The 21918-nt window shown below is 57.5% G+C and carries 21 protein-coding genes and 1 pseudogene; 15 read left to right on the forward strand and 7 right to left on the reverse strand.

Annotated elements, in window-relative coordinates:
• The first annotated feature begins 94 nt into the window (after positions 1-94).
• The 7 genes from GOX45_RS01290 (at position 95) to GOX45_RS01320 (ending at position 8249) form a co-directional block, all read left to right on the forward strand.
• On the forward strand, positions 95-1624 hold the full coding sequence (locus GOX45_RS01290; protein WP_171097207.1) for a sugar ABC transporter ATP-binding protein: 1530 nt from the start codon (positions 95-97) through the stop codon (positions 1622-1624).
• A complete protein-coding gene (locus GOX45_RS01295; protein ID WP_171097208.1) occupies positions 1611-2633 on the forward strand; it encodes an ABC transporter permease in 1023 nt (340 codons plus the stop codon). The genes GOX45_RS01290 and GOX45_RS01295 overlap by 14 nt, the downstream gene beginning before the upstream one ends.
• A gap of 56 nt (positions 2634-2689) precedes the next feature.
• Positions 2690-3727 (forward strand): substrate-binding domain-containing protein, encoded by a 1038-nt coding sequence (locus GOX45_RS01300; RefSeq protein WP_171097209.1) that lies wholly within the window; start codon positions 2690-2692, stop codon positions 3725-3727.
• Between the two features lie 151 nt (positions 3728-3878).
• Positions 3879-4634: an ATP-binding cassette domain-containing protein gene (locus GOX45_RS01305; RefSeq protein ID WP_171097211.1), complete on the forward strand. Its 756-nt coding sequence runs from the start codon at positions 3879-3881 to the stop codon at positions 4632-4634.
• Complete coding sequence (locus GOX45_RS01310; protein WP_254445900.1) at positions 4634-5764, forward strand: ABC transporter permease; 1131 nt, start codon at positions 4634-4636, stop codon at positions 5762-5764. Before GOX45_RS01305 ends, GOX45_RS01310 begins: the two co-directional genes overlap by 1 nt.
• Positions 5765-5848: 84 nt before the next feature.
• Positions 5849-6994, forward strand: a complete 1146-nt coding sequence (locus tag GOX45_RS01315; RefSeq protein WP_171097213.1) for a substrate-binding domain-containing protein — start codon at positions 5849-5851, stop codon at positions 6992-6994.
• A gap of 331 nt (positions 6995-7325) precedes the next feature.
• Positions 7326-8249, forward strand: a complete 924-nt coding sequence (locus GOX45_RS01320) for an SMP-30/gluconolactonase/LRE family protein (protein ID WP_171097215.1) — start codon at positions 7326-7328, stop codon at positions 8247-8249.
• A 16-nt stretch (positions 8250-8265) separates the two neighbouring features.
• On the opposite strand, the gene gndA is transcribed toward GOX45_RS01320, so the two are convergent.
• Positions 8266-9690: an NADP-dependent phosphogluconate dehydrogenase gene (gene gndA, locus GOX45_RS01325; RefSeq protein WP_171097217.1), complete on the reverse strand. Its 1425-nt coding sequence runs from the start codon at positions 9688-9690 to the stop codon at positions 8266-8268.
• A gap of 68 nt (positions 9691-9758) precedes the next feature.
• On the opposite strand from gndA, the gene GOX45_RS01330 reads away from it, so the two are divergent.
• Positions 9759-10178, forward strand: a complete 420-nt coding sequence (locus tag GOX45_RS01330) for a heme-binding protein (RefSeq protein ID WP_171097219.1) — start codon at positions 9759-9761, stop codon at positions 10176-10178.
• A 15-nt stretch (positions 10179-10193) separates the two neighbouring features.
• Here GOX45_RS01330 and GOX45_RS01335 read toward each other — a convergent pair whose 3' ends face one another.
• Both GOX45_RS01335 and GOX45_RS01340 read right to left on the reverse strand, forming a co-directional pair.
• Positions 10194-11228, reverse strand: coding sequence for an L-idonate 5-dehydrogenase (locus GOX45_RS01335; RefSeq protein WP_171098109.1), 1035 nt, complete (start codon positions 11226-11228; stop codon positions 10194-10196).
• A gap of 21 nt (positions 11229-11249) precedes the next feature.
• On the reverse strand, positions 11250-12197 hold the full coding sequence (locus tag GOX45_RS01340; RefSeq protein ID WP_171097221.1) for a 2-hydroxyacid dehydrogenase: 948 nt from the start codon (positions 12195-12197) through the stop codon (positions 11250-11252).
• Positions 12198-12276: 79 nt separating this feature from the next.
• Between GOX45_RS01340 and GOX45_RS01345 the strand changes: the two genes are divergently transcribed.
• The 6 genes and pseudogenes from GOX45_RS01345 to GOX45_RS01370 all read left to right on the forward strand — a co-directional run bounded on the left by GOX45_RS01345 (position 12277) and on the right by GOX45_RS01370 (position 16824).
• Positions 12277-13059, forward strand: a complete 783-nt coding sequence (locus GOX45_RS01345; protein WP_171097223.1) for an SDR family oxidoreductase — start codon at positions 12277-12279, stop codon at positions 13057-13059.
• Positions 13060-13076: 17 nt separating this feature from the next.
• Positions 13077-13559: a gluconokinase gene (locus GOX45_RS01350; protein WP_254445901.1), complete on the forward strand. Its 483-nt coding sequence runs from the start codon at positions 13077-13079 to the stop codon at positions 13557-13559.
• Positions 13556-14443 (forward strand): NAD(P)-dependent oxidoreductase, encoded by an 888-nt coding sequence (locus tag GOX45_RS01355; RefSeq protein ID WP_171097226.1) that lies wholly within the window; start codon positions 13556-13558, stop codon positions 14441-14443. Before GOX45_RS01350 ends, GOX45_RS01355 begins: the two co-directional genes overlap by 4 nt.
• Positions 14440-14772 carry a hypothetical protein gene (locus GOX45_RS01360; RefSeq protein WP_171097228.1) on the forward strand — a complete coding sequence of 111 codons (333 nt, stop codon included), beginning with the start codon at positions 14440-14442 and terminating at the stop codon, positions 14770-14772. Before GOX45_RS01355 ends, GOX45_RS01360 begins: the two co-directional genes overlap by 4 nt.
• Positions 14773-14797: 25 nt before the next feature.
• Positions 14798-15790 carry a substrate-binding domain-containing protein gene (locus GOX45_RS01365; RefSeq protein ID WP_171097230.1) on the forward strand — a complete coding sequence of 331 codons (993 nt, stop codon included), beginning with the start codon at positions 14798-14800 and terminating at the stop codon, positions 15788-15790.
• Between the two features lie 327 nt (positions 15791-16117).
• Positions 16118-16824 (forward strand): annotated as a pseudogene (locus tag GOX45_RS01370) (IS6 family transposase).
• Positions 16825-17076: 252 nt separating this feature from the next.
• Here the strand turns inward: GOX45_RS01370 and mddA are convergent.
• On the reverse strand, positions 17077-17835 hold the full coding sequence (gene mddA / locus GOX45_RS01375; protein ID WP_171097232.1) for a methanethiol S-methyltransferase: 759 nt from the start codon (positions 17833-17835) through the stop codon (positions 17077-17079).
• A gap of 61 nt (positions 17836-17896) precedes the next feature.
• Here mddA and GOX45_RS01380 point away from each other — a divergent pair, with 61 nt between their 5' ends.
• The gene (locus tag GOX45_RS01380) at positions 17897-19564 is read left to right on the forward strand and encodes a winged helix-turn-helix domain-containing tetratricopeptide repeat protein (RefSeq protein ID WP_171097234.1); all 1668 of its coding nucleotides are present in this window, start codon (positions 17897-17899) and stop codon (positions 19562-19564) included.
• A gap of 23 nt (positions 19565-19587) precedes the next feature.
• Here GOX45_RS01380 and GOX45_RS01385 read toward each other — a convergent pair whose 3' ends face one another.
• The 3 genes from GOX45_RS01385 to GOX45_RS01395 are packed head-to-tail and all read right to left on the reverse strand — an operon-like array spanning position 19588 to position 21881.
• Positions 19588-20616 (reverse strand): adenylate/guanylate cyclase domain-containing protein, encoded by a 1029-nt coding sequence (locus tag GOX45_RS01385; RefSeq protein WP_171097236.1) that lies wholly within the window; start codon positions 20614-20616, stop codon positions 19588-19590.
• Positions 20617-20620: 4 nt separating this feature from the next.
• Positions 20621-21001 (reverse strand): group 1 truncated hemoglobin, encoded by a 381-nt coding sequence (locus tag GOX45_RS01390; protein ID WP_171097238.1) that lies wholly within the window; start codon positions 20999-21001, stop codon positions 20621-20623.
• A gap of 55 nt (positions 21002-21056) precedes the next feature.
• Positions 21057-21881, reverse strand: coding sequence for a class I SAM-dependent methyltransferase (locus GOX45_RS01395; RefSeq protein WP_171097240.1), 825 nt, complete (start codon positions 21879-21881; stop codon positions 21057-21059).
• Positions 21882-21918: the final 37 nt, after the last annotated feature.

Consider the following 21918-nt stretch of genomic DNA (forward strand, 5'->3'; position numbering starts at 1 on the left):
TTTTTTCTTGACTGCGCGGAATTTTCCTCGAACACTAGCGGAACGTTACGGGTAACGCTGTCGAAAAGCAAATGCCGTGTCGTGGGGAGGACAAATGAACAAGCAGCGTCATAGTGGTCTGTTGTTTGACAGCATCGATAAGCATTTCGGTGGGACATATGCGCTGCGCGACGTGTCGCTGGCCGTCGAGCGCGGAGAGATTGTTGCGCTTCTGGGCGAGAACGGGGCGGGCAAGTCGACGCTAATCAAGGTTCTGGGTGGTATCCACAAACCGGACTCGGGCCGTGTTCTGATTGACGGCCAACCCTATGATCATCGGCCTGCCGGATTTGGTGAACGTCAGAAGGTGGCTTTCATCCATCAGGATCTGGGGTTGATCGAATGGATGACAGTTGCCGAGAACATTGCGCTGGCGCTTGGCTTCAAGAAACAGTCGGGCCTGATCCAGTGGAAGGATGTTGAGCGGTTCGCGCGAAATGCGCTGGCGCGGGTAGATTGTGATTTTGATCCCACGACCCGGGTTGAGGATCTGTCGCGGACCGAAAAGTCGCTGGTGGCGATTGCGCGGGCATTGGCCGTGGACAGCGAGTTTCTGGTTCTGGATGAACCGACCGCGTCGTTGCCGGCGGACGAGGTCGAGCGGCTTTTCGCGGCTATCCGGCCCTTGCGGGAGAAAGGCGTGGGGATGATCTATGTCAGCCATCGCCTGGACGAGATTTTCAAGATCGCCGACCGTGTGGCCGTTTTGCGTGACGGCGAAATGGTTGGGATCCGAAGTATTGAACACACGACACCGGAAGAGCTGGTGCTGAAGATCGTGGGTCGCAAAACGCGGACCACTGTTAAGTCCGAGACCCCGCCGGGCGATGTCATCCTGTCGCTGACGGATTTCTCGGCCGGTGATGTCACCGCGCTGAACTTCGAGCTGCGGCAAGGCGAGATCGTTGGCCTTGTCGGTTTGCGCGGGGCCGGGCACGAGGCGGTTTCACGCGCACTGTTCGGGGTCGAGCCGCATGACGGGCAGGTTCTGCTGGCCGGTGAGGTACCGGATCTTACATCGCCGCAAACGGCCATGCAGGCCGGAATAGGTCTGGTGGCCAAGGACCGAACCGAAGAATCCGTGGCGATGAGCCTGAGTATCCGGGAAAACACATTTCTGAACCCTGACGGGTTGGGGCGCCGATTGCTGAGTTTCATGACCCCGGCGCGCGAGGCTGAACAGGCTGAAGCCATTGGTGCTGAACTGGGCCTGTCGCCCAATGATCCGACGCTGGCCATCGAAGCCTTGTCGGGCGGAAACCAGCAAAAGGTGGTGATCGGGCGCTGGCTGGCCACCCAACGCAAGCTGTTGATCTGCGAAGACCCGACTGCTGGAGTTGATGTGGGGGCCAAGGCGGAAATCTATGCGCTTTTGAACAAGGCGTTAGGGCAGGGGGTGGGCATTCTGGTTGTCTCGACCGATTTCGAAGAGATCGCCACGATCTGCCACCGCGCCATTGTGTTCAGCCAGGGCAAGATTGTCGAAGAGCTGAGCGGCACGCGCCTATCGACGGAAAACCTCATTCAATCCGCATCGGCGAGCAACGCCGGGCAAGGAAAGGATATCTCGCATGCAGTCGCTTGAAAGCAGCGCTTTGGAACCCACAAAGGCCGAACTGAAAGGTTTGAGTTTTGGCAAACGGGTGATGCGGTTTCTACCGGTTTACGGTCTGGTCATATTGACGGTCTTCCTGATTGGCCTCTTTTCGGTGCTTTTGCCGAACACGTTTCCGACGATGCTGAACCTGCGGGCGATTATTTCGGACAAAGCGATCATCGCTTTGCTGTCGCTGGGGGCGATGATCCCGATGGCGGCGGGGCGCATCGATTTGACTGTGGGCTACGGCATCGTTTTGTGGCACATCCTGGCCATCAGCTTGCAGACCATGCTTGGTCTGCCCTGGCCAATCGCGGTTGCGATTGTTCTGGTTCTGGGGGCCTTTACCGGGTTTCTGAACGGCATGCTGGTCGAAGTTGCCAAGATCGACAGTTTCATTGCCACGCTGGGCACCGGCACCGTTCTTTATGCGCTGGCGCTTTGGCATACCGGCGGGCGGCAGATGGTCGGCGCATTGCCCGAAGGGTTCTATGATCTGTCGACAACCTTTGTCTTCGGGCTTCCGATCACCGGGTTTTATCTGCTGGCCATCACATTGGTGCTGTGGATCGTGCTCGAATACACGCCGGTGGGCCGCTATCTCTATGCCATTGGTGCAAACCAGCGTGCAGCGCAGCTGAACGGCATTCCGACCCGCAAATATGTTATCGGCGCGTTCATGGCGTCGGGCACGATGACGGCGCTGGCCGGTGTGATCCTGGCGTCAAAACTGCGGATCGGTCAGGCCTCGGTCGGGTTGGAGTTTCTATTGCCCGCTCTTGTCGGTGCCTTCCTGGGCTCGACCACGATCAAACCCGGTCGGGTAAATGTTTGGGGCACGGTTGTCGGGGTCGCCATTCTGGCCGTGGGCATTTCCGGTATTCAACAATTTGGCGGCTCTTTCTGGGTCGAGCCGCTTTTCAACGGGGTTACCCTGCTGATCGCCATCGGCATCGCAGGATACGCACAGCGCAGAAAGGGTGCAGCCAAGCGCTGAAGCAAACCGCCGCACCTTGGGGTGTGGGCGACATCTATGCAAAGGGAGGAAATCTGATGCAAAAAAGAACATTCATGGCGGGTCTGTTGGCCAGCACGATGTTGGCGGGGACCAGCCTTGCCGAAGTTCCCTGGGATGGTCCGACAACCGGCCCTGCGGCGGCTGATGGCAAATCGATCGTGGTGCTTGCGGGTGATCTGAAAAACGGTGGTATCCTTGGGGTCACCAGCGGTGTTGAAGAAGCCGCAGCCGCCATTGGCTGGGAGGTTCGTGTTCTGGATGGAGCGGGCTCTATCCAGGGGCGGACGGCGGCAATCGGTCAGGCGTTGGCACTGCAACCCGACGGGATCATCATCAACGGTTTTGACGCTGTCGAGCAGCAGGCCGCGCTGGAAGGTGTGACCGGTGCCAACATTCCGATGGTCGCCTGGCATTCTGGACCCGTGATCGGCTGCGACGCGCCCGGCGGGATCTTTGCCAACGTGTCGACCGACGCGATGACGGTGTCCGAAGTGGCCGCCGAATGGGCGCTTGAGGATGGCGGGACCGATATCGGTGTGGTGATCTTTACCGACTCGACCTATCAGATTGCCATCGACAAGGCGGACCGGTTGCAAGAGGTGATCGAAGCTGGCGGTGGCAAGGTGCTGGAATATGTGGACACGCCCATTGCTGATACTTCATCTCGGATGGGGCCGCTGACCACATCGCTGTTGCAGAAATACGGCGACAGCTGGACCCATGCGCTGGCGATCAACGATCTCTATTTTGACTTCATGGGCCCGGCGCTGGCATCGGCGGGGATCGACAGCGCGAGCGGGCCGCAAGCGGGGTCTGCGGGGGACGGATCTGAGGCCTCGTTCCAGCGGATCCGGTCGGACAATTACCAGACGATCACTGTGGCCGAGCCGCTGAACCTGCAGGGGTGGCAACTGGTGGATGAGCTGAACCGCGCGATCCAGGGCGAGGCGTGTTCAGGTTATGTCACCTCGCCTGCGCTGGTGACCAAGGCCGGATTGGACAAGATCGAGGGCAATGCGTTTGATCCCGATACGCCCTATCGCGAAGCCTACAAGGCAATCTGGGGCAAATAGCTTCTCCCCCCCGGTCTCGGTCCACGGATCGGGGCCGGTTTGAACCAATACACAAAGAAACACGGTCAGCCAGCGCGAACGCGGCTTCTGGCCAAGTGAAACCGGTGGTAGCCGACAGATGGCGACCGCCTTCAGAAGGGGTATCTTTCTTATGGCTGAGCCACTTATAAAGATGCGCGGAATAACCAAGCGATTTGGCGGCGTGACAGCGCTGAGCAATGTTGATCTGGACGCCTATGCCGGGGAAGTGCTTGCCATCGTCGGGGACAACGGTGCCGGCAAATCAACGCTAATCAAGGTTCTGACCGGTGTTTATCAACCCACCGAGGGAGATATCTTTCTTGATGATAAGCCGGTACGGTTTTCCAGCCATGCCGAGGCCACTGCGATGGGGATCGATGCGGTCTATCAAACGTTGGCATTGGCCGATCACCTTGATCCTGCTGCAAACATGTTCCTGGGCAATGAGCTGACCCGCAAAGTCGCAGGGATCACGTTTCTGGACAACAAGCGCATGCGCTCGGAAACCGAGAGGGTGTTAATGGAGCGGTTGGGCGTGCGGCTCAAATCCATGGATGCGCCCACCGAAAGCCTTTCGGGTGGTCAGCGTCAGGCGGTGGCGATTGCGCGCGCGGTCTATCATGAAGACCTGCGTGTGCTTGTGATGGATGAGCCGACTGCGGCTCTGGGCCCGCAGGAAACGGCCCGAACTTTGAAACTGATCGAAACGGTCAAAGCCCAAGGCATCGCCGTTATCCTTATTAGCCACTCGCTGGATGACGTGTTTCAGGTTTCCGATCGAGTCCATGTTCAGCGGCGCGGGCGGCGGGTTGGCGTCGTAAAAACCAGTGAAAGCAACACACAGGAAGTGCTGGGCATGATCGTCGGCGCTGAGGAGGCAGCCTGATGGCTCAGACAGATACACATATGTCAGACTCTCGACCGTTCACCGAGCGGCTAGAGCCCTATATTGCCATCATCGGCCCGATGGTGATGATTTTGGCAATCCTTATGTTCATGGGTATTGCCGAACCTGCGCGGTATTTCCGGGCAACGAACCTGAACCTCATACTGCTCGATGCAGCCCTATATATGCCCATGGCAATGGCGATGACCTTTGTCATCACGCAGCGCGGCATTGATCTGTCCATCGGCTCGATCGCTGCCTTGTCCAGCATCCTTATGGCCTTTCTGATCAAGCAATACGGGTTCAGCGTCTATATCGCGGTTCCGATTGCGATTGCTTTGGGTGCGATCATGGGCTTGATCAACGGCTTGATCATCACCCGTTTCAATGTGCCCGACTTGATCGGGACACTGGCGATGGATCTGGTCTATCGCGGATTTGCTCTGGTGATTGCCAAGGGGCTGGTGCTTGCCCGGTTCCCCGATTTCCTGACCGAGATCGGGCGTGGCCAGATCCCCGGTTTTATCCCGATCCCGGTTGTTCTGGGAATTGCGACCATGATCGGCGGCTATATTTTGCTCAAACGAACCTATTTCGGGCGTTACACCATCGCAATCGGGTCGAACCCCGAAGCGGCGGAACTGACGGGCATTTCGGTCAACCGGCACAAGGTTTACGCCTATGTTCTGTGCGGGGCTTGTGCTGCATTGGCGGGTGTCATGTTGACAGGCAAGCTGAACGCCATTCAGGCGACATCTGCGCCCTATTTCAACCTGCATGTGATTGCGGCTGTGGTTGTCGGTGGCACATCACTGTTCGGGGGTCGTGCCTCAATGCTTGGCTCATTTGCGGGTGTTCTACTGCTCAGCATGATGATCAACGCATTGGTCACACTGCGGATCGAGTTCTTTTGGCAATCTGTGGCCTCGGGCGTTGTGATCGTCAGCTCAGTGGCGCTGTATGCCTGGATGCAGAAGAAAGATCGGGATGGGGCAGGGGGCTGGCTGGCCGGTCTTCAAACCCCTGAAGGTCAGAAAATGCTGCGTTTTTCTGCAGCTCTTATCAGTATTCTGATCGCTCTGTTGGCGATTGGGGCGCTGTTTTCCGGATCGGCTGCACCAAGCGGCTAACCGGCATCATGCGGGGTTGCCGGGTCGGGGGTGCAGCCCCGAGCCCGGCTTAGGCTCCGCTCTCATGCAAAGGGAGGAACCATCATGAGACTTTTAACCACTGTATCCTTGATGACAAGCGTAGCATGGTCTGCCGCGGCAATCGCGGACGGCCATGGTAAGCTGCCGCTGAAAGAGCTGCCAGATATCGCCGAGCGCAACTATTGGGTGCCGGATGAGGTGAATGCGGACGGCAAGCTGGAAGCCTTGCAAGCGGTTGTCGGTTCCGAGGCGGTGCCGTTCAGCGGTACGCTGGAAAACCCAATTCAAATCGCGCTGATCTATCCCTCGGCGGATACGTCGGACTTTTGGGCGCGCAACTATCTGGCGCTGACCAAACGTCTGGATCAGTTGGGCATCGCCTATGAGACCACCGAATTCGCGTCGCGCCAGATCGAACACTCGCTGCAATCGACCTACGCAAACCAGGTCGAACAGGATGCGGACCTGTATGACTATGTGATCTTCGGGCCCTCCGAGCTTGAAATTCAGGCGGACAATATCGACAAGTTGGCTGGCAATGATGGTTTCAGCACCTTTGTCTGGGCATTCCACACACCGCTGAAGGATCTGGCGAACCAGCCCGATGTGTGGTTCGACTTCTCGTCGGCTGCGGGCGCACTGACCATGTGCGATTACATGATTGACCGCTTGGGAGAAGGTGTAACCATGGCCATGAACCGTGGCATTCCGGGCATTACTGACAATCAACGCTCGGGTGACTTCAAAGCCTGCGTGGAAGACAAAGCCGGTTGGACCACCGTTTACGAGCATTATGGCGAGTATCAGCGTGAAGGCGGATTCGAAGGCACATCACTTATCATGCAGGCCTATCCCGAGGCCACTATCATCCACAACGCCAACACAGCGATGGCAATGGGCAGCGTAGAGGCGCAACTCTCGCAAGGGAAAGAGAAAGACATCTTCTCGACCGGTTGGGGTGGAACGGGGCTTGAGCTGGATGCGATCCGACGCGGAGAGCTAGACGCCACACCGATGCGCATGGGCGATGATGTCGGCGCTGCGACAGCCGAGGCGATCAAAGCTGATCTTGAGGATCGCGCAAGCGAGTTGCCGCTTGTCTTCCTCGGGCGGATTACGGTCGCTCATGACCAGATGTCGGCAGAGGAACTTGACGCGCTGCAACAAGAAGCGTTCCGCTTTTCAGGAATTGGAGCGTTGGAACGCTGAGTTCGTGTAACAGGAGCACCCCTCCCTTCAGGTTAAGTCTGATGGCGTGACCTGAGCGGGATGGGTGCAGTAAATTGTCCGCTCGCAACCGGACTGGAAGCAATGAAGAAGCCACGATGACAGAACGAAGATTGTCTGCCGCAGATCCTGGTCAGTGTCTTCGTGCCGGGTCGATCATCGCCGGTATCCTGTCGCAACCTTGCCGCTGGGCCAAGAAGACAAATCAGGCCATTTGGAAGCCTGGCCCGAACAGCCCGGGAAATCATCTAAATCAATCAGTTGGGGCGAGCCTAGCTACGGCAACACCTTAATGGACGAGAAGGAAGACTGAATGTTTGGTGTTATCGAAGGAACCGGGTTCGAAGTGATCGATCCGGCGTTTGAGGCCTGCTTTGTCGGTCACGTCCGGGTCGAGCGCCTATGGACCGGTGCGCGCTGGTCAGAAGGGCCGGTATGGCATGCGGCGGGTCGTTATCTTTTGTGGTCCGATATTCCCAACAATCGCATTTTGCGTTGGGATGAAACGGATGGGTCGGTTTCGGTGTTCCGGCAACCTTCAAACAATTCGAACGGCCAGACCGTCGACAGGCAGGGGCGCCTTGTCACCTGCGAGCATCTGACCCGCCGCGTCACGCGCACCGAACATGACGGGTCGATCACCGTGATTGCCGACCGGTTTGAGGGGCGGCGTCTGAACTCACCCAATGATGTTGTGGTGAAATCCGATGGCTCGGTCTGGTTCACCGATCCCTCTTACGGGATCCTGATGGATTACGAGGGCGACCGCGCAGAGCCTGAACAGGACGGGTGCCATGTTTATCGCGTCTCGCCCGAAGGGGATATCGCGCGTGTTGCTGACGACTATCTCAAACCTAATGGGCTTGCTTTTTCGCCGGACGAAAGCAGCCTCTATATTGCAGACACAGGTGTGACCCATGAAGAAGGTGGCCCTAGGCACATTCGTCGCCACTCGGTGACCGCGGATGGCACGCTGTCAGGCGGTGAGGTATTTGCCGAATGCACCGAAGGCCTGTTCGATGGGTTCCGTGTGGACACTGACGGCCGGATTTGGAGTTCGGCCGCTGACGGGGTGCACTGCCTAAGCCCCGATGGTCAGCTGATCGGCAAGGTCAAGATCCCCGAAATGGTCGGGAATGTCTGTTTTGGTGGCGCAAAGCTGAACCGGCTGTTCATTGGCGGAACCACATCGCTTTATTCGGTTTACCTGAACGTGAATGGTGTTTCGCCAGTTTGATGAGGCGCCAAGCACCTCATTTCAGGTGTTGATTCAACCAAGGCCCATGGAAATCCGTTCCCTCTTGATCGGTTCGCTGAAACCCGTGTGCGCCGAAAAAGTCGCGCTGACCCTGGATCATGTTGGCCGTGCCGCGTGACTGGGTGATCGTGTCGAAATAGGTGAGCGCAGCCGCCATTGCAGGCACCGGAATGGCCGCCCCGGCGGCGGTCACCACCACCTTGCGCAGCGCGGGCAGGGTGCGACTGACAAGATCGGCAAAATAGGGCGCAAAGATCAGGTTGGCGGGCTTTGCTTCAAGTGCGGTTGCCATGTCGTTCAGCATGGATGACCGAATTATGCAGCCTTCGCGCCAGGTTTTGGCGATGTCGGGCATTGGCAGGTTCCAACTACGGTCATCGCTTGCCTTTTCAAGCAGATCAAAGCCTTGCGCATAGCATAGAATCTTCCCTGCAATCAGCGCATCACGCAGATCATCCGTATTCAGCGTGGTGTCTGTCGGCAAGCTGCGCTCGGCGGGGGTAAACAGGCGTTCTCCTTCTTGGCGCAGGGATTTCCCTGCCGACAGATTACGGGCGGCAACCGCAGCTTCGATCACCGTGACCGGAGCACCCAACATCTGGGCCTCGATCGCGGTCCAGCGACCGGTGCCTTTTTGCCCTGCGCTGTCTAGGATCACATCCAGCATCGGTTGCCCGGTGGCGGGATCGACAGAGTTTGCAACCTTGCCAGAGATTTCGATCAGATAGCTTTGCAGCGCACCTTCGTTCCATGCGGTGAAAATCTCGGCACAGGCGCTGGAGGACAGGTCTAGCCCATCGCGCATGATCCCATAGGTTTCGGCGATCAGCTGCATATCGGCATACTCGATCCCGTTATGGACGGTCTTCACGAAATGTCCTGCGCCGTCCTGGCCCATCCAGGTGGCACAGGGCTGTCCCTCATATTGCGCTGCAATGGCCGACAGCATGGGCGCGACCCGGTCCCAGGCCGCCTTGAGGCCACCGCCCATGATTGCCGGGCCAAAACGCGCGCCCTCAGCCCCACCGGATACACCGATGCCGAGGAACGGCAGCCCGTCTTGTTCCGCCTTGTTGGCACGGCGCACGGTGTCGTGGAAATTTGCGTTGCCCGCGTCAATGATAAGGTCATTCGAGTCCAGCAGGGGCCGCAGCGCTTCAATCGGGTCATCCACGGGCGCGCCAGCCGGCACCATCAGGATGATGTTGCGCGGCGGTTTGAGGGCGGCGACAAAAGCCTCAAGTGTGTCACAGGGCACAAACCTGCTGGCCAGTTCTCCGGCCTCGTCCATGAAGGTTGCGATGCGCGAGGTGGTGCGATTGTGGACCGCGACGCGGAACCCGTTATCGGCCATGTTAAGCGACAGCATCGCCCCCATTGTTCCTAACCCAATCAGTCCGAAATCGGCATGCGCTGTCATCTGTGTTCTTTCCTTGGTTGCGTGAGATGTGATACCGGTACCATTGTCGATAGAAAAGGAAAAGCGGTATGGATGCTCTGACGGTTGAAACTCTGAAACTAAGCCATTTCGCGGTGATGAAAATGCTGGGCGCGGCTATCGCACGGGCCGAGGAGATCGGGCAACCGCAATGTATAATCGTCGTCGATGCCAGCGGTGAGACGCTGGGTGAGATTCGCATGACCGATGCCAAATATCTCAGCCGCCTGAGCGCGCGCGCCAAGGCCCGGACGGCGGCGTCCATCGGATTGCCTTCGGATGCGATCCCCGAAGCGGTCCGGCCACATATCGCGGCGGCGACTCAGGGCGCTGTGACCGGTCTAGGCGGAGGGCTTCCGATCCGCATGGGCGGCGTCTTGGTAGGTGGCATCGGTGTTGGGTCGGGCAGCCCGGATCAGGACAACGATGTTGCCTGTGCCGCGCTGCGCGCTGTGGGTGCGGATATCTGAACTGGGGCAGGTCAATCAGGAAACGAAGGCGATTTGCGCCTTGATGGCTTTTGTTCGGTCCGAGGCGAGATCGAACGCGGCGATGGCCTCGTCCAAGGGCAGGGTCTGAGTGATCAGCGGGGTCACATCCAGCCGTTTGTTTTTCATCATCTGAACGGCGGTGAAAAACTCGGCGTGAAACCGGAAGGATCCGCGCAACTCAAGCTCTTTGGCGGTCATGGCCTGCACAGGCAAAGACATATCGCCACCCAGCCCAAGCTGCATGATTACCCCGCCCGGTCGCATGACCGGAACCGCGCCAGCAAGCGCTGCGGCGACGCCTGAGCATTCAAACAGCAGGTCAAAATAGCCTTTGTCAGCGGCATAGGCCTCGAGCGCGTTTGGGTCGGTTGCGATGTTGTGCACGATGTCGGCGCCCACCGCCTTGGCCATGTCCAGCGTGAATCCGGTCATGTCGGTGGCCACGATCCGAGCGGCCCCGCCGGCGCGGGCCACAAGAACCGCAAGCTGGCCGATTGGCCCGCATCCTGTGATCAGAACCTTTTTGCCCATAAGGTCACCAGCGCGTCTGGCCGCGTGCAGCACCACGGAAAGCGGTTCAGCCATCGCCGCTTCACCCGCTGTCAGGCCGGTGGCGACGGCGCATTGACGGGCATCGGCAACGATATATTCGCAAAATGCGCCCTGAATATGCGGGAAGGGCATGGCCGAGCCGTAAAATCGCATGTTCAAGCAGTGGTTATGAGCCCCGTCCAGGCAATATGTGCAGTTATAGCATGGGCGCGACGGCGATACGGCGACCAGATCTCCAGCGGCGAGCCCTGTAACATCGGGGCCCAAAGCCTGCACCGTGCCCGAAACCTCATGGCCCAGGATCATCGGCTCTTTCAGGCGGACCGTGCCAAAACCTCCGTGATTGTAATAGTGCAGGTCCGACCCGCAAATGCCGCCGCGCGCCATTCGGATCAGAACCTCGCCCGGGCCGGGCTTTGGGATTTCGCGCGTTTCGATGCGCAGATCTTTGGCCCCATGGGCAACGATGGCTTTCATCATGTCAGGCATTTTTCGACCTCAGATAACCGGGGTGGGAAGGGGTTGGCCCGCGAAATGAGCCGTCAGGTTGTCGCGCAAGAGTTGCCCCATGGCCTTGCGTGTCTCGATAGTGCCGCTGGCGTGGTGGGGTTGCAACAACACATTGGGCAGATCAAGAAAACGGGGATCAAGCGCGGGCTCGCTTTCGAACACGTCCAAAGCGGCAGAGCCGAGACGGCCCTCTGACAGAGCGGTGATCAGAGCATCCTCATCAATATTCGAGGCGCGGCTGATATTGATGATCATGCCGTCGGGCCCCACGGCGTCGATCACATCTGCGCCGACGATATGGCGTGTTTGGGCAGAGGCGGCCAGGGTGACAAAGAGGAAGTCGCTGTGCCGCGCCAGTTCAACCGGGTCGGGCACAAATGTCCAATCGGGGGCATAGTCCTTGGCCGCGATGTCGCTGTAAGCGATGTCCATGTCGAAACCAGCCAGCCGTTTGCCCACTTCGAACCCGATTCGCCCCAGCCCAAGGATACCGGCTTTGCGCCCGAAGACCCGACGTTTGAGCGGGTAGAGCCCTTGTTTGGCCCAATCCCCGTCGCGCACCCAGGCCTCGGCCCCGATCATCCCGCGTGACTGGCACAGCATCATCGCCACGCCCAGATCGGCCACATCCTGAGTCAACACATCCGGCGTATTTGTCACGCGGATATTCCGGGCTTTGGCCGCGTCCAGATCAACGGCATCATAGCCCACGCCATAGACGCTGATCAGCTCAAGCTGCGGGCAGGCCGCAATCATGTCGGCATCCGCGCCCAACTCGCCCCGGGTCGCGATGGCGCGCACATTCGGGCCATGCTGGGCCAGGAACGCGGCCTTGTCTGGCGCTTCGAACAGGCGTTTTGCGTCAAAGACAGTATCGATTGGGTTTTGATCCCAATCCGGGTAGGGTCCGACTTGCAGAATTACGGGTTTGGCCATTTGAGAATCCTGTATTGACAAACTATGGTACCGGTATCATGGTATCGGTAACAACATGATCTGACAAGGCGCATTCCACATGCGCAAGGAAGGAGAGGTCAGGGTGCCTGATACAAACTTATTTTCACTCGCGGGAAAGCGCGCGCTGATCACCGGATCGTCGCAGGGGATCGGCTTTGCCCTGGCGCAGGGATTGGCGCGCGCGGGCGCGCAGATCGTCCTGAACGGGCGTGATCTGTCCAAGCTGAGCGCTGCGGCTGAGCAGATCGAAGGGGCTGCCACGCTTGCCTTTGACGCCACCGATCATGATGCGGTGCGCGCGGCCATTGACGGGTTCGAGTCCGATCAGGGCGCCATCGACATCCTCATCAACAATGCCGGTATGCAGCACCGCACCCCGCTGGAGGACTTTCCGGCGGACGCGTTTGACCGGTTGTTGCAGACCAATGTGGCCAGCGTGTTTCACGTTGGGCAGGCCTGTGCGCGGCATATGATTGGGCGCAACGCGGGCAAGATCATCAATATCGCCAGCGTCCAGACGGCCTTGGCCCGCCCGGGCATCGCACCCTATACAGCCACCAAAGGCGCGGTTGCGAACCTGACCAAGGGGATGGCCACCGACTGGGCAAAACACGGGTTGCAATGCAACGCCATTGCGCCGGGCTATTTTGACACCCCGCTCAACGCGGCATTGGTAAGCGACCCCGAGTTCAGCGCCTGGTTGGAAAACCGCACACCTGCCGGACGGTGGGGCAAGGTCGAGGAACTTGTGGGCGCGGCGGTCTTTCTGGCGTCGGAGGCGTCGAGCTTTGTCAATGGCCATACGCTGTTTGTGGATGGCGGCATTACGGCGTCGCTGTGATGCGTTGTTATGTTCTGATGGGGGTCTCTGGATGCGGAAAATCATCCATTGGCCGTGCGTTGTCGATCACCTGTGATATGACGTTTGTCGACGGTGACGACCTGCATCCACAGGCCAATATCGACAAAATGGCAAGTGGCCAGGCGTTGGACGATGCCGATCGCGCGCCCTGGCTGGAACAGGTCGGGGATGTGCTTGCACAGACACCGGGCCCGGTTGTTGTCGGGTGCTCTGCGCTCAAACGATCCTATCGCGACATTATCCGCGCAAGCGTGGCCGAACCGGTCCGGTTTCTGCACCTGGATGCGGCCGAACGGGTGATGCTGGCGCGGGTCAGTGCGCGGGCGGGGCATTTCATGCCGCCGTCTTTGCTACAAAGCCAGTTTGACGCTCTGGAAGGGCTGGCCGCAGGTGAGCTTGGTACGCGGATTAGTATTGCCCGCCCGTTCCCAGCGGTGGTGGGGCAATCAGAATCCTACATTAGGGAGACATTGATATGACACGGAAACTGGCCCTGGTTGGTGCCGGAGCCATGGGGGGGGCCATCGGCACTCGGCTTTTGGAGACGGGCAATCAGCTTGCGGTTTTTGACCTCGACCCGGATAAGGTCGCCGCATTGGTCGAGAAAGGCGCAACGGCTGCGGCAAGCGCTGCCGAGGCCGCCAGCGGTGCGGCTGCCACGATCACCAGCCTGAATGCCTCAAAGATCGTGGGTCTGGCGGCCTTTGGCAAAGACGGGATCGCGGAAGGCGCGGATACCGGCGCTTTGATCATAGACATGTCGTCCATCGACCCAGAAGCGACGCGCAAATTTGCCAATATGGCCGATGAACAAGGGTTGGGATGGGTGGACAGCCCTCTGTCCGGCGGCGCCCCAAAGGCATTGATCGGAGAGCTGACCTTGATGCTGGGCGGTGCGTCCGATCATGTGGACCGCGCGATGGCAATCCTGTCGGATGTTGCCGCCAATATGACCCATATGGGCGGTCCTGGGGCGGGGCAGACCACCAAGATGATCAACCAGGTGCTTTGTGGGCTGGGATTTCTTGCCGTTGCCGAGGCGACGCAGCTTGCACTGGACGCGGGCGTTGACGCAACCAAGATCCCCGTGGCCCTCAAGGGCGGGCGTGCGGACAGTGCTCTGTTGCAGGAGTATATGCCACGCTTTGCCACCAAAGATTACCGTCGCACGGGGCGGATCGACAACATGGTCAAAGACCTGAACATGGTTAACGATCTTGTGCGGCATACGGGTACATCGATGCCAATGACGGCGCTCTGCACCGAAATCCACCGGATGCTGACCGCTGCCGGTCTGGGAGGAGAGGATCAGGCCGCGGTGATGGAATTTTTCAGCGGTGCAAAACAGGAGATATCGGAATGATCACGCGCTTTGCTCTTTTTGAGGGGGCCGTGAAGGACGGCCAGACCGCAGCCTTTCGGCAAGCGGTGCAGGACCGGCTTGTTCCGCTTTGGACACAGTTCACTGGCAATCTGGGCGTGCGCGTGATGTTCGGCGAAGATCGCGACGCGGGCGCGCCCGAGTTTCCTTTGATCCTTGCAATATCCTATCCTGATCAGAAAACGATGGAAGAAGCCCTTGAATCTCCAGCCCGTTATCAGTCAAAGGATGTTACCGGTGACATCGTGTCCGAATTCTTTATGGGGAAAATCCACCATCATGTCACCGAACTGAACGCTTATAACGAGTGAGGTTTCATTGAGCGTGCGCGTTACAATGCGGGATATCGCAAAAGAGGCGGGCGTTTCTCCGATGACGGTCTCGCGTGCGCTCAAATCCGATGGCTCGGTCAATGCCAAGACCCGCCAAATGGTTCAGGATGTGGCCGACAAGCTTGGTTATGTCTATGATACTACGGCGCAGGCGTTTCGGGCGCAGCGCAGCGGGTTTCTGGCGCTGACACTGCCGTCGATCAACAACGCGAATTTCGCGACGACCCACAAGGCGCTTACGGACTCTCTGGCCGAAACGGATCTGCAACTTCTGCTGGGTATCACCAATTACGATGTGGCCCGGGAAGAACAGATGGTGCGTCAACTGCTGGCGCGTCGGCCTGATGCGATGATCCTGACCGGTGGCACCCATACCGATACCACGCGAAGGCTTTTGGAATCAGCCTCGATCCCGGTCTTTGAAATCTGGGACATCCCCGAGGCGCCGATTGGACATGTGATCGGGTTTTCCAACTCGGACGCGATGGGGTTGATTGTTGACCATCTGGCGCAGAGCGGGCGTCAGCGATTGGGTTTTGTTGGCGCGTCAGCGGACACCGACGCACGGGGCCACGAGCGCCGTCTGGGCACGATCAAAGCTGCCCGTGAGCGTGGTTTGGCCGAAGTGCTCGACCTCCAGATCGGACCCGCGCCTGCGACCATGTCTTCTGGCTTGGAACTGGTCATGCGCGAAATCGACCGAATTCGAGGGCTTGATGCGCTTGTCTGTGTTTCGGACCCGGTTGCCTTTGGCGCCATGATGGCGCTCGAATGCCTCGGCCTGACAATCCCGGGGGATATCGCGGTGACCGGGTTTGGCAATTTCGAGATTTCGCGCATCAGCCAACCAAGTATCACAACGCTGGATGTGGGCGCGCAAGAGATCGGAACACTGACAGGCAAATGTGCAAGCGAGATCCTGTCGGGAATAAGCGCGCAAGACGCGGTAATCGAAACGCTGACTCCGCGTCTGTTGGTGCGCGAAACGACTGGTTAGGTGCAAGCGGTAAACCGAGCGCAGCGGATGCCGCCCCAGTGTCTGCAACATCCGTCGAAAGCTTGCTAAGCTCAGTAGGGGGGCGGAGCTATAAGATGCTGACGGTTCTGAAGAGTTCAGGCGGCAGGCGTTGGCGGTAACCGTCCTGACAAAGATTGAAGCATAAGATGTCCTAGAAGCGATCTATCCGCTGCTCCTGAGGCCCAGTTTTCCGGCATACATTCGGTCAGACATAAGACCGGGCTTCGCTGCCGAAGCAATGCAGGAATGGGACTTGTCAGACTAACTTTATTTGAGCAGGGCAGGGGTGTTGCGTAGCGACTGGGAATGACCAAACCTGCCGCCTTCGAGTATTTCAAAACCAGTCCCGAGATCATCCGTCTCGCCATGATGCTGTATATCCGTTTTCCGCTTTCGCTTCGAAATGTGGAAGGCTTATTGCACGAACGGTGGATTGAGGTGAGCCACATTCCGTCCGATATTTGTGGAACCGTTTCGACCCGATGTTTGCCTCGGAGATCAAAAAAAAGGGTGTCGAGCAATTGCCTGCACTCTCAAAATGGAAGTGGCATTTTGACGAAGTCATTGTGAAGGTGAACGGTAAGCGGCACTATCTTTGTCATGCCGGAGATCATAAAAGCGAGGTGGTGGAAGCCGTTGTTGCCAAACGCCGAAACAAAGCTGTAGCACTGAAATTTCTTAAGAAATTGACAAAACGGCACGGTAAAGCGAAAACCGTCGTCTCAGATCGCTTCGCATCGTGTCGGGCGGTTCTTTGAGAGCTTAGAACTCCCGAAAAACAGCAGACGGGCAGGTGGCTCAATAACCGCGTTGAAAACCCGCACCTCCCGTTCCGGCGACGCGAACGCGCGATGTAGCGTTTCAGGCGCTTGCGAAGTCTACAGAAATTCGCATCCGTCCATTCCTCCGTCTACAACCACTTCAACCGGGAAAGATCGCTGGCCAAACGAGACATCATCAAGCTGACCCGCAGCGCCGCTCTCGCCGAGTGGCGCGAACTCGGTGCGGCATAAAGGGCAGCGCTACCGGCCTGGCTGAGACTCGTTCGAAATTGTCTGACAGCACCTTCTCTGAGCCCTTTAAATGCTTCAGAACGAAGGTACTCATCTATCTTGTCGCGAAACAACTATGTACCCTTGATTGCCAAATCTAGATGCAACGTGTCTTTGACGACGGGCAAGTAGCGCAATTGGCTTGCATAGTGGTGAGTTGCCAATGAAAGGACTCCCGGTGTTCCGACAGAACGATCAGGAGTCCGGGAAGGCTCAGCCGTGTTGCGTTTCCAGATCACTCGAACGCAAGGGCTTCAGGCGCGGGATCAGCATGGGAACCATCGCCTGGTACGCGCGATACGTATCGCCAAACTCGCGTTCCAGAGACCTTTCTTCGAACCATAGGCCGATCATCACGTAAACCGACATCAGCCCGGCAAAGAGCGCGTGACCAACGGTCATGTGTGGAGTGCCGAACAAGACTAGAATGACACCAAACTGCATCGGGTGACGCACGAAACGATAAAGCCCGGGCGTTCTGAAATGTGGTTTGGGCATAGGTTGCGATCTGTTCGCGGTCCAAATCTGCCGCAAGCCAAACAACTCGAAATGATCGATCAAAAAGGTCGAAAGCAAAACCAGAAAGACACCAAGTGCACAGATGCCATAGGTCAGCCAAGCCAAAGCGCCATCAACGATCCAGATCGTTTCGGGCAGCGGGCGCCACTGCCACATGGTCAGGATCAGAAACAGGGCCGATTGCAACACATAGGTGCTGCGTTCTGCATCGGCAGGAATGATCCGCGTCCACCAGGATTTGAACGCCTGTCGCGCCATGAGGCTGTGAAAAAAGCCGAAGAGGAAGATCAACCCGAAATTGATGACGACGGCGACGGGCCAAGCGGATGTGGTCCCATCGTTGATCGCCTTCGGAACAGGCAGTTGCAGGAGAAAGCCGATCATGTACAGAAAGGCCACATTGAAAAGAACATAGGCAACAGCGCCATATAAGATCAGGCCAGGGCGGTTCATAAGTCACGCTCCAATTCATTTTGTTTCAGATGATCCCTGTTTGCCCGAGCCGGATGATGCGATGCTTGATCCTTTCATGGAGGTTTTCTGGTTATTTTCTGAAGACTTGACGATCATGCGGACCATCCGCTGCCAAGGCGCATTGCTTGGGTGCGAAATCAGCGCCATATGGGTGCCGCGATTTGCGTTCACGCTTTACGAAAAAACTGAATTCGCGCAGAATTACCCGGTGAAATATGTATTTGATCAGTACGTTCTGGACGCAAGTCGCCTGCAATTGACGCGGGAAGACGTTCCAATTGCTACCGAGCCGCAAGTGTTTGCGCTGCTTCGACATCTCATTGAAAACCGTGATCGTGTTGTGTCGAAGGATGAGATTTTTTCGGTAATCTGGAAAGGCAGGATCGTTTCAGATGCAGCTCTCAGCAGCCGCGTCAAAGCGGTCAGAGCGGCGATTGGAGATGACGGCGCGCGGCAGGCCTTGGTCCGAACTGTGCACGGGCACGGGTTCCAATTTGTTGGCACGGTCGAGGAAAGGCATGACAAGACCAGCTCTGCAGCGGTTTTATCGCAGCCCTCCATTGCCATCATGGCAACCACAATGGTGCATCCAACAGATGCTCAACGGGCTTTTGGCGAAGGGTTGGAGGACGATATAAGCGCAGCCATTGGCCGGGTGGGAACGATTTATGTCGCGCGTTACTCTGGCCAGAGTGACGCAAAGCAAGCGGCGGCAGAATTGGGCGTTCGGTACGTGCTTGGCCTCAAGCTGAGATTTGCGGGGAATGCGTTTCGCCTAAATGCTTCTTTGTTGCATGCCGGACGGCAGGCAGAGGTTTGGGCCGATCGTTTTGAAGGGCAGCTTGAAAACCCTTTTGAGGCGCAAGACCTGGTGGTTGCGGCCATTCTGGGCCGCCTCGTCCCGAATATCATGATGGTTGAAGTGCAACGCGCCTTAGCCGAGGCTGACTTGACGGATGCCTATCATGAACTCCTGCGAGCGACACCGCTTTGCATGCGGATGGACGCGGATGACAATCGGCAGGCCGTGGTCCATTTGCGACGTGCATTGGTATCAGATCCCGAACACGCCTTGTCACATGCCATGCTTGCGTGGTGCCTGGGACAACAGGCGATGTCCGACTGGGCCCCTGACGGACCGGCTGCACTTGCAGAGGCGATGGAACATGGCAAAAGCGCACTTGACCTTGCGCCACGCGATGCACTGGTTCTGACTTTCGTAGCCACGGCCGAGGTGGCTGCAGGGCAACATACTGCAGCGCGCCATCACCTTGAGTCGGCCCTTGCGCTGGACCCAAGTCTGGCTTGGGCCTGGGCGATGTTGGGAGCCGTGGAAACCTTTGCTGGGAACATGAACGAAGCAGTCGCAAACTATGAAAGAGCTTTGCGTCTTAGCCCGCATGATCCGATGAGGTTTAGCTATTACTTTGGCATTGGCGCCGCCCGATACGGATTGGGCGAATATGAAGATGCCTTATCTCTGCTGGAACAAGGTTACATTGAAGCGCCCGGCTCGACATGGGCGCCGCGATTGATCTTAGCCTGTGCCGCCGAACTTAACCTGACCGACAGGATGCTTACCATGGCCGCAAAAGTTCGTAGCGTGAGGCCGGATGCCACTGCCGAGAAACTTGTAGAAGCAAGTGTCGTGAAAGATCAGGCATACCGAGATCGCATGCTCAACTCGTTTCGCAAGGCAGGTTTTTGAAACTCAGATCCCGCGCCTACGGCTCAAGCGACCTTTCTGTTTGGTTGGTAGTGTTTCATGCGCGCAATTCGCGTATCGCCAAATCCACGCAAGGAGACTGTCTCGGCCTCACAGAGCTTGAAATCGTCGATCAGTTCGTCGCGCATCGTGTCGCATACCGTGATCTCCATTGGCTTGGACTGAGCCTGCAAACGCGCGGCCATATTCACCGCAGGGCCAAAGACATCATAGACGTATTTCTGAACACCGACCACTGAGCCGACGACGGAGCCGCTGGCGATGCCGATACGAGCGCGCCATGTGTGCGGGTGCGTTTGATTGCGTCTCTCCAGAAAACGCATCATTTTGGCTGCAACGCGCGCGGCTGAAAGCGCGTGATCTGGCGTGGAATGCGGTAGCCCGGTCACCGCCATATAGCAGTCTCCGATGGTTTTGATCCTCTCGCAGCCGTGATGCTCACCAATCTGATCGAATGCTGTGAAAATTGAGTTCAGTTCGGAAACCGTTACGTTCGGATCGCCAGCTGCGGCCATCTTGGTAAACCCGACAAAATCCAGCATGATGACGGTCACAGGCTCGAACAACCGCGGCGTCACACATCCAAATGTCATGAATTCCTCAAAGACCGATTTTGGCATCATGTTCAAAATCAGTTTTTCAACCCGCCGGTTTTCTCGCTCCAACTCGCGAGTGCGCTTATCAACCATGGACGCATAGCTGTCGATCATGGCTTCGGTCTCGCGCAGGCGCGAAATGTTTTGACCTTCGATGACAATCAGCGTGTTGCCCTCGTATTCTGCTTCATGGGCACTGAGTTCAACGACCAGAGTTCGATGTTTGACCTTTGTGCGAAGCTCCACCGGTTCCCTGTCTGGCAGGTCTTTCAATGTGAACGATGTACCCAGATTCAAAACTTGACCCTGTGCCGCGTCGCTGAACCATGTCTCAAACGTTTGGTTCAGCGAAACGATGACGCCGGTGTCAGCGTCGACGATGCAGATTCCAACATTGATGGAGCCAAGCAGGCTTGCACTAATTTCTTGGATTTGCATGGAACTACCTAACTATCAGCGAACGGCGCGCTTCAACGGCGCATAGCGTTTTGGAAAGATTGTCTGGAGCAAAGCCCGCTTCGGTAAGCGTCTCACTCAAAAGCGCGATAACTTCATCGAATTGCGCGTTTGTTAGGGCCATGTGACGATGTGCACTCACCAGTCGTTGATCTGTGTGCTTTGCGGGTCCCCCCAATATCGACGCGAAGAATTTCATCTGGTGATCAATCAATTTGGCTATATCAACGTTGTCGAAGAAAGGACCCACAATATCGCTGTCCAGCACGCGATCATAGAAATTGATGATCACCGAATGCAAAGCCCGCATGCCGCCATATTTGTCAAAAAGCGGGAGTGATCTTTGGTATTCGGTCTGCCCTAGCATGGAATATCTCCTGGGAATGGCTTGCCCGGCGAATTGCCGCCGGGCTGATGGCTTTTCATGCTCTGTGAATGATGATCTCGGCGTATTCTGCTGGAACAATCATGGCCTGAGTATCGGTCGAGTGATTTCGTGCAACGGCGATCAGGTCTGCTGCGAGTTGCGGTGTGCGCTCGCCGACGGCGTCGAAGGCTTTGTGCATTGGCCCGTAAATCTCGCGCCACCTTTCCACCCAATGTTGAGGCGAACGTTCACGGAAGGTGAATTGGCGTTTTGTGATTTCGATCTTTCGAGCTTTTGCCCCAAAGAGCTCTTGCAAACGCGCCTCGGTACCCCACTCCAACGGAGAACGAACGCCCGAAACCGGTGGCACATGCCGCCCTATGGTTCGAAAAACTTCGCCAATGAAGCTTTCTGGTGTCCAATTGGCAAGACCGATGGTGCCTCCGCTGCGACAGACGCGCAGCATTTCATCGGCCGCCGCCCGTTGATTGGCCGTAAACATGACGCCAAACGTAGATGTGACGTGATCAAAAGTCGCCGGTTCAAAGGGCAGGTCTTCTGCGTCGGCTTCTTGAAATGCAACGGTTAACTGCTCGGCTTTGGCGCGGGCGGCACCCGCGCGCAACAGACTGGTAACATAGTCTGTGGAAACGACGTTGCAGTGTCTCCGCGCTGCAGCCAGGGTGGCGTTGCCGTTTCCGGCGGCAACATCCAGAACGCGGGCGTCGGGTCTCAAATCCATCGCCTCTGCAAGGGTTTCACCAACGATTTGCAAGGTCGTGCCTACGGCGGCGTAGTCACCTGAAGACCATGTAGCGTGTTGTTTTGACTTCACCGCGGCCAGATCTGGTGCGGCGGCAAGTGAGGTGGCTGTATTCATTATCTGTCTCCATTGATTTTGCTTTCAATGAAACAAC

Origin of the sequence: Ruegeria sp. HKCCD7255, assembly GCF_013031565.1 — a bacterium.
Lineage (GTDB): Bacteria > Pseudomonadota > Alphaproteobacteria > Rhodobacterales > Rhodobacteraceae > Ruegeria.